The organism is Echinicola sediminis, assembly GCF_054777495.1.
Map to the genome: position 1 here is coordinate 16,286 of NZ_BAAHAP010000029.1, position 11,215 is coordinate 27,500.

11 protein-coding genes and 1 tRNA gene (1 of these 12 only partly in view) are annotated in these 11,215 nt (G+C 41.9%); 8 read left to right on the top strand and 4 right to left on the bottom strand.

What is annotated here, in order from left to right; all coding sequences use genetic code 11:
• Positions 1 to 8 precede the first annotated feature (8 nt).
• From ACYVAA_RS09705 to lpxB, 4 genes are all read left to right on the top strand, one after another.
• Positions 9 to 1,439 (top strand): RagB/SusD family nutrient uptake outer membrane protein, encoded by a 1,431-nt coding sequence (locus tag ACYVAA_RS09705; protein WP_460540997.1) that lies wholly within the window; start codon positions 9 to 11, stop codon positions 1,437 to 1,439.
• Entirely contained in the window at positions 1,426 to 2,253 is an 828-nt protein-coding gene (locus ACYVAA_RS09710; RefSeq protein ID WP_460540999.1) for a hypothetical protein, read from the top strand. The genes ACYVAA_RS09705 and ACYVAA_RS09710 overlap by 14 nt, the downstream gene beginning before the upstream one ends.
• Positions 2,254 to 2,350: 97 nt before the next feature.
• The gene (locus ACYVAA_RS09715) at positions 2,351 to 2,770 is read left to right on the top strand and encodes a 6-pyruvoyl trahydropterin synthase family protein (RefSeq protein ID WP_460541001.1); all 420 of its coding nucleotides are present in this window, start codon (positions 2,351 to 2,353) and stop codon (positions 2,768 to 2,770) included.
• A gap of 158 nt (positions 2,771 to 2,928) precedes the next feature.
• Positions 2,929 to 4,035 carry a lipid-A-disaccharide synthase gene (lpxB, locus tag ACYVAA_RS09720; RefSeq protein WP_460541003.1) on the top strand — a complete coding sequence of 369 codons (1,107 nt, stop codon included), beginning with the start codon at positions 2,929 to 2,931 and terminating at the stop codon, positions 4,033 to 4,035.
• Between the two features lie 51 nt (positions 4,036 to 4,086).
• On the opposite strand, the gene clpX is transcribed toward lpxB, so the two are convergent.
• The 4 genes from clpX to ACYVAA_RS09740 form a co-directional block, all read right to left on the bottom strand.
• A complete protein-coding gene (gene clpX, locus ACYVAA_RS09725) occupies positions 4,087 to 5,313 on the bottom strand; it encodes an ATP-dependent Clp protease ATP-binding subunit ClpX (protein WP_460541005.1) in 1,227 nt (408 codons plus the stop codon).
• A 3-nt stretch (positions 5,314 to 5,316) separates the two neighbouring features.
• Positions 5,317 to 5,988: a ClpP family protease gene (locus ACYVAA_RS09730; RefSeq protein WP_460541008.1), complete on the bottom strand. Its 672-nt coding sequence runs from the start codon at positions 5,986 to 5,988 to the stop codon at positions 5,317 to 5,319.
• 79 nt (positions 5,989 to 6,067) lie between these two features.
• Positions 6,068 to 7,396, bottom strand: coding sequence for a trigger factor (gene tig / locus ACYVAA_RS09735; protein WP_460541010.1), 1,329 nt, complete (start codon positions 7,394 to 7,396; stop codon positions 6,068 to 6,070).
• A 112-nt stretch (positions 7,397 to 7,508) separates the two neighbouring features.
• Positions 7,509 to 7,590, bottom strand: a tRNA-Leu gene (locus ACYVAA_RS09740).
• Positions 7,591 to 7,889: 299 nt separating this feature from the next.
• Between ACYVAA_RS09740 and ACYVAA_RS09745 the strand changes: the two genes are divergently transcribed.
• From ACYVAA_RS09745 to ACYVAA_RS09760, 4 genes are all read left to right on the top strand, one after another.
• Entirely contained in the window at positions 7,890 to 10,112 is a 2,223-nt protein-coding gene (locus ACYVAA_RS09745) for a RelA/SpoT family protein (protein ID WP_460541012.1), read from the top strand.
• A 71-nt stretch (positions 10,113 to 10,183) separates the two neighbouring features.
• Positions 10,184 to 10,651, top strand: coding sequence for a Fur family transcriptional regulator (locus tag ACYVAA_RS09750; RefSeq protein WP_460541014.1), 468 nt, complete (start codon positions 10,184 to 10,186; stop codon positions 10,649 to 10,651).
• A complete protein-coding gene (locus ACYVAA_RS09755) occupies positions 10,648 to 10,992 on the top strand; it encodes an STAS domain-containing protein (RefSeq protein ID WP_460541016.1) in 345 nt (114 codons plus the stop codon). Before ACYVAA_RS09750 ends, ACYVAA_RS09755 begins: the two co-directional genes overlap by 4 nt.
• A 127-nt stretch (positions 10,993 to 11,119) precedes the next feature.
• Positions 11,120 to 11,215 carry the start of an adenylosuccinate synthase gene (locus ACYVAA_RS09760; protein WP_460541018.1) on the top strand. The gene runs 1,176 nt beyond the window's last position, so 96 of the gene's 1,272 nt are visible here — the first part of the coding sequence; its start codon is at positions 11,120 to 11,122; its stop codon lies beyond the right edge, outside the window.

Sequence of the window (11,215 nt, forward strand, 5' to 3'; positions counted from 1 at the left end):
AGCTCGTAATGAAAAGACAATCTATAGTATTAATGATAGCGGTTCTCTGTTTAGGGGGAACGGCCTGCACGGAGGTTCTTGATCAGGAACCTAAAGATACCATTGGGGAGGATATAGCTTTTGAGGATGCGGATGATGTGGAAGCGGGGATACTTGGGGTTTATTCCGCAGTTTCGGGATCTAATCTCGTGGCCTTGGCTTCAAGGTCTAGTGATGAACTGAGACGGTCTGATGAAAACAGAGGGCAGGGGATACAGATGCATAACTGGACCTACAACTCCTCTACCCCGGAGCCGGAAGGTTTGTGGATCAATAACTATGTTATTGTAAATCGGGCGAACCGGGTTTTGGCGGCCATCGAAAGTTTAAAAAATGAAAGGGCAGTAGGAGCCAATCAAGTTGATTATCAGGAGGCGGAGGCCTATGCTCTGAGGGCAATGGCCCATTTTGATCTCTGGCGTGTATTTTCCTATCGGTATTCACCGGAAGCAATGGGGATACCTTATGTCACCTTGGATGATACCGATGGTAACGGTAGGCCTGATGGTCTGGATCCGTTTGCTCTGCCTTCAAGGAGAAGTACCGCAGAGGTGTTTAGCTTGATCGAGTCAGATCTTCAGAATGCGCTGAATTTGATGCCTAATGCTTTAAGCAGTACCGCTTCACGCTTTGATCGGGCTTCAGTCCTTGCTTTGAGTGCCCGTGTGGCACAATATAAGGAGGATTGGGATGCAGCGGAAGATTTTGCCAGTCAGGCATTGAATTTAAGACCCCTGGAATCCAGAAGTCAATATCCTAGTATTTGGACCGATAATACGGTGACCGGAGTCATCCTGAAGATGACACGGGTTACTGGAGAAGGGAGAATAGGTACCCTATTTAGGGATCTCAACGGCGATGTGTTTTTCCATCCATCCATTGACTGGTTGTCCCAGATAGATGGTGTTAATGATATTAGGTACGAGGCCAGTGTGACAATAGATCCCGACAGGCAAGGAGGGGATCCTCAGGAAGAGTTGGTCGGGAAATATGATGGAAAACAAGGACTCAGGTACTTAAACGATATCAAGTTGATTCGTTCTGCTGAGATGTTGTTGATCAGGGCCGAGGCCAGGGCCAGAAAGAGTAATCGGGATTTGGATGGTGCCAATGAGGATTTGACCCGTTTAAGAACCAATCGTATCCCTAGCTATTTTCCTGATTTCTACACCGATCCCAATGAGCTGCTCAATCAGATCCTGCTGGAGCGGCGGATAGAGTTGGCGTTTGAAGGACATCGATGGTTTGATTTGAAAAGGAACGGTTTAGGTGTGACGCGAACAGGTCAAGACTGCCATATCAACTGTAGTCTTAATGCGGGAGATTTTAGGTATGCACTTCCGGTACCTCAATCAGAGATTTTTGCTAATGATAACATAGTTCAAAATGATGAGTATTGATATAATTAAGTGTAGAGGCTTGATGTTAATCGGGCTCTTGCTGATGGCAGTGTGTTTCAGCAGCTGTGAAGAGGATTTGCAATTGTATGATGGTCCTGCCCAAGCCCATTTTCCGCAAAGTTCAGATACCTATTTTGTGACCGCGGAGGAAAACCCATACACCTTGAAAATCGGGTTGACCAATGTTGCCAGCTCGGATAGGACGGTCAGTATATCCATAGACGAAAACAGTTCCACGGCTATTGAAGGAGTGGACTTCACTATCAATAGCTTTCAAACGGTCATTCAGCAAGGAGAGCTTTTTGGTGAGCTGACCATTAGGGGAGATTTTGATAACCTGTCAGCATCCAAAGTGGTCGTTTTCAATCTAACGCAAAGCGATGGCGAAGGAGGAAATGCTGGTTTCAGGCAGAGTTTTACGCTAACGCTAAATCAATTCTGTCAATATAGCAGGGACGCATTGCTGGGGACCTATGTGAATTTCAGCCAATTTTGGGGGACGGGCTTCCTGTGTGAGGTCGTAGCAGGAAATGCCAGTAATGAGGTGATTGTCCAGGGAATGTACCCCCCTGAAATCAATGGCCAAAACATCGTGATCAGGATAGATCAACTAGGAGAGGTTTCCTACCGTGCCACAGTAGTGAGGCAAGTGGCATTTGATGCCAATACCCCGATTTTCGCTGCAAATTATGGTCCCTTGAGCATAGAGGGCAGTGGGGTGCTCAATACCTGCGGAGAGTTTAATTTGAATTTGGCCTTCACCGTCTCGGCAGGAAGTTTTGGTGTCTTTAATGAAGTATTGGTAAAACAGTAGTAAAGAGGGGAATCACTCTCAGCATTAAAATTTGCAGAAAAAGCGGTAATTTTTTGCCGCTTTTTTATCTTTGCAGTCTCATATTGAATTAGTAATCATGATACAGGTTTCCCGAAAAGAACATTTCAATGCTGCACATAAGCTTTGGAATCCAAAATGGTCCGAGGAGAAGAATAAAGAGGTTTTTGGTCCATGTGCAAATGCTAACTGGCATGGGCACAATTTTGAGCTTATTGTTACGGTAAAAGGGCTCCCTGATGAGGATACGGGATTTGTAGTTGATTTAAAAGCACTGAGCACTTTGATAAGAACGTTGGTAGTGGAAAAGGTGGATCATAAAAACCTCAATATTGACGTGGATTTTATGGAAGGAAAAATGGCCAGCTGCGAGAATCTCGTGATGGAATTTTGGGAAATTCTAAAACCAGCCGTAGATAGGATTACTCCTCATGGAGGACTCTATAAGCTGAAGCTCTATGAAACACCGAGAAATTTCGTCGAGTACTTTGGAGAGTAATAGGAAGCCCTTTTAAAAAAGGGCTTTTTAGTTTTATGATAATAATTGGTAGAAATAAACCGTTTGGTTTACCTATATGATTCTCTAATTTTATCCTAGAAAAGCTTCAATGGTCATGGATTTTGCAGCCAATTAAGCATATATAGAAGGGTTTTTGTATGAAGTATTATATCATTTCCGGGGAGAGATCTGGCGACTTACATGCCTCAAACCTTGTCCATGCCATTAGGCAAATTGATCCATCGGCAGAGTTTAGAGGGATGGGAGGGGAGTATAGTCAAGAGCAGCAGGTTTCATTGGCTGCCCATTACAATGAAGTGGCACTTATGGGCTTTGTGGAGGTGCTTTTAGGTTTTCGGAAAGTGCTGAAATACCTTAGCTTGATCAAAAAGGACATGTTAGCTTATTCTCCGGATGCCGTGATCTTGGTCGATTATGGCGGGTTTAATATGAAAGTGGCGAAATTTTGCAAGGAAAACCAGATTCCCGTACATTACTACATTCCCCCCAAAGTTTGGGCTTGGAATCAAAAGCGCGCCTACAAACTTAAAAGCTATGTAGATCACCTGTATTGCATTCTACCGTTTGAACCTGCATTTTTCAAAAAGTACGACTGTGTGGCGGAGTATGTGGGGAATCCCTTATTGGACGAAATAGCAAAATTTGAACCGCATGATTTCTTCCATCAAAAAAATCAGTTGAGTTATAAGCCAATGATAGCTCTTTTGCCAGGAAGTAGGAGGCAAGAGGTGGAAATGATGCTGGATACCATGGTGGAGGTCATACCTGCTTTTCCAAATGCTCAATTTATCATTGCCGGGGTAAAAAATCTGGAAGAACGGGTGTATGAGCGGGCAGCTAAGATGGGCGTAAAAGTAATATATGATCAGACCTATGATTTGTTATACCACGCCAATGCGGCAGTGGTAACTTCTGGCACAGCCACTTTGGAAACCGCTCTCTTCCGGGTACCCCAGGTGGTGGTGTACAAAACCTCTGGAATCAGTTATGCGATTGCAAAAAGATTGATAAAGGTACCTTATATTTCACTGGTGAATTTGATTGCCGAAAAGGAAGTGGTCAGGGAGTTGATCCAGCAGGATTACAGCAAGTCGTTCCTTTTGGAGGAGCTAAAGGCAATACTGGGTAATTTGCATAAGAAGTCTTCCATTTTGGAAGGGTACAAATTGATCCGGGAAAGGCTAGGGGATAGCAAGGCCTCAAATGAAACGGCCAAGTTGATTGTGCAAAGGGTAAAAAAATAACCTGCAAATTTACTGATTGCAGGTTATTCAATAAGCGCTTAATTGTTACCACTAAGCCACTTGTAATTTTTTGAATTTTGATTTGTCAAACTGAGCCTGGGCGTATTTTCTGTCAACAACCAGTTCCTTGACATCCGAGTCAGAGGGGAGTTCATACATGGCATCTGTGATGATTGCTTCGCAGATGGACCTAAGGCCTCTTGCCCCCAGGTTGTACTCAACTGCCTTTTCTACGATGAAATCAATACCACTTTCATTAAATTCCAGCTTAACCCCTTCCATGTCCATAAGCTTAATGTATTGCTTGGTAAGCGCATTTTTGGGCTCTGTCAGAATTCTTTTTAAGGTATGCTTGTCCAGTGGATCCAGGTGGGTCAACACGGGCAATCTGCCTATTAACTCAGGAATTAGCCCAAATGACTTGAGATCCGGTGAAGTGACATATTGCAATAGGTTGTTCCTGTCAATCAACTCGTGCTCGGTCTTTTTGCTAAAGCCCAAAGGCTGTGTATTAAGCCTGTTGGCAATATGCCTTGAAATTCCATCAAAAGCACCTCCGCAAATGAAAAGGATGTTTTCAGTATTTACTGCAATCATCTTTTGATCAGGATGCTTTCTGCCTCCTTGAGGTGGAACATTTACTGTAGTTCCTTCCAGTAATTTAAGCATGGCTTGCTGGACGCCTTCACCACTTACATCCCTTGTAATAGATGGATTATCGGATTTTCTCGCAATCTTATCTATTTCATCGATATAGACAATTCCTCTTTCGGCAGCCTCGACATTGTAGTCTGCAGCCTGGAGAAGGCGCGTGAGTATACTTTCCACATCCTCTCCTACATATCCTGCTTCTGTCAATACGGTAGCATCAGCAATACAGAAAGGTACTTCCAGGATTTTGGCCAGTGTTTTGGCCAAATAGGTTTTACCTGTTCCCGTATCTCCCACCATGATGATGTTTGATTTCTCAATCTTGATTTCGTCATCGCTGTTGTTTTTCTGAAGGAGTCGTTTATAGTGATTGTAAACGGCTACAGAAAGTACCTTTTTGGCTTCGTTTTGGCCAATGACATATTGATTAAGATAATCAGTGAGTTCCTTTGGTTTCTTCAGCTTAAACTTTGGCTTTTTCTCCTGCTTTTTGGTCTTTTCCTCTTCTCCCAAGATCTGAAATGCTTGGTCAATGCAGAAATTACAAATATGAGCAGAAATTCCCGACACCATCAGGTCAACATCTTTCTTATTTCTCCCACAAAAGGAACACGTTACTTGAGCCATTTTTTATTTCTTTCTAGTCAATACTTCGTCAATCAAGCCATACTCTTTGGCTTCTTTGGCTTTCATCCAATAATCCCGGTCTGAATTTTTTTCAATTTGTTCTATGTCTTTTCCAGAATGAGAAGCCAATATCTCATAAAGCTCCTGCTTCAATAACAAAATCTGCTTAGCAGTAATTTCAATATCGGAGGCCTGTCCTTGGGCTCCTCCCAATGGCTGATGGATCATTACCCTGGAATGAGGAAGAGCGGCTCTTTTGGATGCGGCACCGCCAGCCAAAAGCACGGCGCCCATTGAAGCCGCAAGACCGGTACAGATGGTTCCTACATCCGGGTTGATGTACTGCATGGTATCATATATTCCAAGACCGGCATATACCGATCCTCCCGGGCTGTTGATATAAAGAAGAATGTCTTTTTTGGAATCCACTGACTCCAAAAATAGCAACTGGGCAGTGATGATGTTGGCGATGTGGTCATCGATTTGTGTGCCCAGAAAAATGATCCTGTCCATGATAAGTCGAGAGAATACATCAATTTCGCGGAAATTGGTAGGCCTCTCTTCGATTACCGAACGGGTCATGTTTTCGATTTGATGGGTATATTGGTCAAAAGCGGTACCACTCACACCCTGGTTATGGATGGCATATTTTCTGAATTCCTCTTTGTTAATCATATCGTATTTTTTATGAATTAGTACAAAAATAAAAAAAGCCCTTAGAAAAGGACTTTTTATTAACGATTAATTGTCAGAATTAGTTTTTGATAAGCTCTTTAAACTTCTCAACATCTATGTTTTCTTCTTTCAACGTGATCTTTTCCTTCACTAATCCGAGGACCTTGTCATTTTGAACGGCCGTCAGCATCTGCATATAATTCTGGCCCTCATTTCCTTGGAGGTAATTGTTGACAAACATGTCCATGTTTTCCTCCATTTGTGAGCCAAGTCCTGATGCTGCCAATTGTTCTCTGACCATTTCCTGCGTTTTGGCGATCACATCCTCATGTTCCGCTTTGATTTCATTTTCCTCAGCGATCTTATTGGAGATAAGTGACCAAGTCAATTGTTTGGCATAAATCGGGAATTCTTTTTCCACGTCCTCTTCACTCACTTTTCCGTCATTGGCTTTCAACAACCACTCTTTTAGGAAGGTCTCAGGAAGCTCTACCTTGGATTTTTCAACAAGGATTTCCTTTATTTTTTCTTCGTTGAATACCTTGGTTTCTTTGTTGTAGTTGTCTCCAAGGATTTCTTCCACTTTTGCAACAAACTCCTCTTCGGTTTTTACTTGCTCAGGGCCAAACACCTTGTCGAAGAATTCCTGGTCCAAAGCAGCATCTTCTGTTCTGTTGATGTTTTGAACAGTGAATGAATAGTTGCCGGAAATGTTGGCAGCCTCTTCATCACTTACACCTAATACTTCCGCCAAGTCGCTCTTGATGGCTTTAGAAGGATCAAATTCAATGACAGCTCCTTTTTCTACACCGATGAACTTTTTAACTGATCGTCCATCTATTTTAGAAAGAGGGATAGATAGTGAATTCTCAAACGAACCGTCAGCAGCCTTAAGATCGCCGTACAAGAAGTCATCTTCTTGGCTTACTTCAGGATTGGTCATTTTTCCGTACTGACGTCTCAGGTTGGTGATGGCTTCTTCCACTGCCTTCTTGTCCACCTTTATAGTATAGTCAGTTGCTTTGATGGTTTTGTCCAAAGTGACTTCGATGTCCTCAACGAAACCTATTTTATATTCAAATTCGAATTCTTTCTGATTTTTCCAGTCGATAGCGTCAGCATCTTCAACTACAGGCAATGGCTCGCCCAAGATCTTAAAGGTCTGCTCTTTGATGTAATCGTTCAATGAAGAGGAAAGAATTCCGTTGATTTCTTCAACTAGAACAGACGTTCCGTAAAGATTCTTAATCATTCCAATAGGAGCCTTGCCAGGTCGAAAACCTTTGATATTGGCTTTCTTGGCGTAGTCTTTTAGTTTGGCATCAACTTTAGGTTGATAATCTGCTTCATTTAAATTAATTTTAATTGAAGCTTGATTAGTAGAATGCTTGTCTAGTTTGATTTCCAAGGCTGTATTGATTAAATTTTGCTATAAACTGAAAACCCTCAACCTCGACGCCTTCCCTCACCGATAAATCGGCATTAGGGTGATGGTTCGGGATTGAGGGCTGGTTGAATAGTGCGGATGGAGGGACTCGAACCCCCATGCCTCGCGGCGCTAGATCCTAAGTCTAGTGCGTCTACCAATTTCGCCACATCCGCTTTGCTGTAGTGATGAAAGCCCTTTCTACTTTTGAAATGTTGCTTACATCTGCTTCTCTAATGTGGATGCAAAGGTAATAAGGAAACTTGAAGATGCAATACCTGGGAAGAAAAAATATAAAATAAAAAATGGGATGAAATTTAAGTGCTTAAAAATCAAGGAGATTAATTTTATAATGGTTGAAGTTGATAGAATGTTGTTTTGTCCTCTGGGCTTTTGTTGAAAAAAGACAGAAATTAGTAATTTCAATTGATCAGGAAAAATAAGCTTGAAGCTAGTGTTAGTTTCGATAGAAAATATGATTAATATAGATTTAGAGGTAGAAAGAAAAGAAATATTAAAGCGGTATAGGAAGCTCTTAAGGCTGGCAAAGCCGCTTTTGAAAAGCGGGGATGCCAAGATTATAAAGAAAGCATTCAATGTTTCGAGTGAGGCTCATAAGGAGATGCGCCGTAAATCCGGTGAGCCCTATATCTATCACCCTCTTGAAGTGGCCTTGGTTTGTGTAGAAGAAATAGGGCTCGGGACCACAAGTATAGTGGCCGCATTGCTGCATGATGTGGTGGAGGATACCGAATGGGAACTGGAGGACATTGAGAGAGAGTTTGGCCCTAAGGTGACCAAAATCATTGATGGGTTAACAAAAATTTCCGGTGTTTTTGAATACGGTAGTTCCCAGCAGGCCGAAAATTTCAGAAAGATGCTTCTTACCCTTTCTGATGATGTAAGGGTGATCCTGATCAAACTTGCGGACAGGCTGAACAATATGAGGACGCTGGAAAGTATGCCCAGGCACAAGCAGCTGAAAATAGCCTCGGAAACCATGTACCTGTATGCTCCCTTGGCCCATCGCCTCGGTTTGTATGCGATAAAATCCGAGTTGGAGGATCTTTATCTTAAATATACCGATGCGGAAACCTATAAATTCATAGTAGGCAAAATCAGGGAGACACGGCTGTCTAGGAACAAGTTCATTAAAAGTTTTGTCGCCCCCATAGAGCGCGAGCTTTTAACCCAGGGGTTTCAATTCAATGTGAAAGGAAGGCCTAAATCTGTTTATTCTATCTACAACAAAATGAAAAAGCAAAACATACCTTTTGAGGAAGTGTATGATTTGTTTGCCATCAGGATCATTGTGGAGTCAGAAGATGAGAGCGAAAAAGCAGATTGTTGGCAGGTTTATTCAATAGTTACTGATTTTTATCGCCCTAATCCAGATAGGCTGAGGGATTGGATAAGCACTCCCCGTGCAAATGGATACGAATCTCTGCACACTACTGTAATGAGTAATACCGGGCAGTGGGTAGAGGTTCAGATCAGGACCAAGCGGATGGATGATATTGCAGAAAGGGGGTATGCTGCTCATTGGAAATACAAAGAAAAAGACGTCAATCATCAAAAAGGTACAGCTGGACTGGATGATTGGATTACACAGGTGAGGACACTTTTGGAATCCAACGATGGTTCAGCCATAGAGTTTATGGATGATTTCAGGGGGAATCTTTTTCAGGACGAAGTTTTTGTCTTTACTCCCAAGGGCGATCTTAAAGTTCTGCCATTTGGTGCCACAGCATTGGATTTTGCTTTTGAAATCCACTCAGAAGTGGGGGCAAAGTGCATTGGAGCTAAAATCAATCAACGACTGGTGCCCATCAATCATAAGCTGAAAAACGGTGACCAGGTTGAGATTTTAACCTCAAATAAGCAGAAACCTTCCGAAGATTGGCTTAAATCGGTCATTACTTCCAGGGCCAAGGCCAAGATCAAGGATGCGTTGAAAGATGAGAAGAAATCGTTGATCATGGATGGGAAGGAAATTGTCCAGCGGAAGCTCCGTCAGATGAAAATGGAATTTTCCTCGGTGGTTGTGGAACAGCTTAGGGCCTTTTTTGAAACCAAAACGGCTAATGAGTTCTATTTCAAAGTAGGAAAGGGACTTATTGATCCGACGTCCATCAAGAGTTTTAAGGATTTCAAGCAGAACAAAAAGAAAAAAGGGAAAAGCCCTCTTCAGAACGTTGTCGATGAATCCTCATTTACCAAAGAGATCAAAAACCTCAAAGGGCCAGACCATGATCAGCTGTTGATTGGGGAGGATATGGATGTAGTGGATTATATATTGGCTAAATGTTGTATTCCGATTCCCGGAGATGATGTATTTGGATTTGTTACCGTCAATGAAGGGATTAAAATTCACCGTACCAGTTGTCCCAATGCCCTTGAGCTGCTGTCGAATCACGGTAACCGGGTCATTAAGGCCCGCTGGACCTCTCAGCAGGAAATAGCATTTTTGGCTGGGCTGAAAATTGTAGGAACAGATCGTGTAGGCTTGATCAATGACCTTACCAGGGTGATTTCAGATGAATTGAAGGTGAATATGCGCTCCATTACCGTTGATTCGGACAGTGGTTTGTTTGAGGGGTCCATAAAGCTATACGTACACAGCACAAATCACCTGGATAATTTGATCCATAACCTTTCCTTGGTACCCGGCGTCATTAAAGTTACCAGGTTTGATTAATATGCATTGGCTTATTTGAATCTTTTCTAAATAAGAAGTGTATATTTGTAAAAAAAAAATAGACACAGGAAATGGCTTTGAATGAGACGCTATTTGAAGAGGTAAAGAAAATATTTACTGCTTATCTTGAAAATAAAAAATTAAGAAAGACCCCCGAACGTTACGCTATTCTTGAAGAAATATATGGTAGAGAAGGGCATTTTGATGTTGAGTCCCTTTATATCAGTATGAAAAACAAAAACTACCGGGTTAGTAGAGCGACCGTTTACAATACATTGGATTTGTTGGTAGAGTGTGATCTGGTTACCAAGCATCAGTTTGGTCAGAATCTAGCGCAATACGAAAAATCCTATGGTTATAAGCAGCATGACCATCTTATCTGTACAGAGTGTCATAAGGTGGTAGAGTTTTGCGATCCGAGGATTCAGAATATACAAAATACAGTGGGCGAAATTTTAAATTTTAATATTCTTCATCATTCCTTAATTTTGTACGGAAATTGCAACAAGAAGGATTGTGAAAACAAGCTGACCGTATGAAAATAACATATAGCTCAAAAAGAGAAGGTGATAGTGTCATTTTATCACTAAAAGGAGATTTAATAGGGGATGAAGCCGGTCCAAAATTGGTGGAAATTGTTTCCGACGCCGTTAATGACAAAATCAAAACCTGTATTATTGACCTTAAAGAGGTGAGGTATATCAGCTCGAGCGGAATAGGGGTATTGATAACCATGTTGACCAAGATGAGAAATGCCGGAGGCGAAGTGTTTTTGGCCTCTCCATCAGAGCATGTGAAAAAGTTGCTCATCATTACCAAACTCAACAATATATTTACGGTGTACGATTCTTTGGAAGATGCCCGAGAAAAATTGAAATGATGTGCTGAAATGAGGTTTTACATCTAAATGATATAAAAAAAGTAGCATTGGGTTGCTATTTTTTTTTGTTATTGCAAACTTCACGGCGAATTTTACGAACAACAATTAGACTTATTAACGATATAAAATGAATATGGACGTTCTTTTAGGCCTACAATGGGGAGATGAAGGCAAGGGAAAAGTAGTTGACTTCCTCGCACCCAAGTATAATATGGTTGCCAGG

What these genes read in the sequence shown, in the direction of transcription:
- ACYVAA_RS09715 (WP_460541001.1), top strand. Translation starts at nt 2,351, where the DNA reads ATGATACAGGTTTCCCGAAAAGAACATTTCAATGCTGCACATAAGCTT.
- ACYVAA_RS09750 (WP_460541014.1), top strand. Translation starts at nt 10,184, where the DNA reads ATGGCTTTGAATGAGACGCTATTTGAAGAGGTAAAGAAAATATTTACT.
- ACYVAA_RS09710 (WP_460540999.1), top strand. Translation starts at nt 1,426, where the DNA reads ATGATGAGTATTGATATAATTAAGTGTAGAGGCTTGATGTTAATCGGG.
- ACYVAA_RS09705 (WP_460540997.1), top strand. Translation starts at nt 9, where the DNA reads ATGAAAAGACAATCTATAGTATTAATGATAGCGGTTCTCTGTTTAGGG.
- ACYVAA_RS09730 (WP_460541008.1), bottom strand. Translation starts at nt 5,988, where the DNA reads ATGATTAACAAAGAGGAATTCAGAAAATATGCCATCCATAACCAGGGT.
- lpxB (WP_460541003.1), top strand. Translation starts at nt 2,929, where the DNA reads ATGAAGTATTATATCATTTCCGGGGAGAGATCTGGCGACTTACATGCC.
- ACYVAA_RS09745 (WP_460541012.1), top strand. Translation starts at nt 7,890, where the DNA reads ATGATTAATATAGATTTAGAGGTAGAAAGAAAAGAAATATTAAAGCGG.
- clpX (WP_460541005.1), bottom strand. Translation starts at nt 5,313, where the DNA reads ATGGCTCAAGTAACGTGTTCCTTTTGTGGGAGAAATAAGAAAGATGTT.
- ACYVAA_RS09755 (WP_460541016.1), top strand. Translation starts at nt 10,648, where the DNA reads ATGAAAATAACATATAGCTCAAAAAGAGAAGGTGATAGTGTCATTTTA.